Consider the following 204-nt stretch of genomic DNA (forward strand, 5'->3'; position numbering starts at 1 on the left):
AGATATCCTGCGCCCGCGCCGGATAGGGACCGAACTGTCTCACGACGTTCTGAACCCAGCTCGCGTACCGCTTTAATGGGCGAACAGCCCAACCCTTGGGACCTGCTCCAGCCCCAGGATGCGATGAGCCGACATCGAGGTGCCAAACCACTCCGTCGATGTGAACTCTTGGGAGTGATAAGCCTGTTATCCCCAGGGTAGCTT

1 rRNA gene is annotated in these 204 nt (G+C 58.8%); it reads right to left on the reverse strand.

Annotated elements, in window-relative coordinates:
• Positions 1–204: ribosomal RNA gene (locus WS34_RS15280) — 23S ribosomal RNA — on the reverse strand; the annotation flags it as partial.

The sequence above is a fragment of the Odoribacter sp. N15.MGS-14 genome (assembly GCF_000980245.1).
Taxonomy (GTDB): domain Bacteria; phylum Bacteroidota; class Bacteroidia; order Bacteroidales; family Marinifilaceae; genus Odoribacter; species Odoribacter splanchnicus.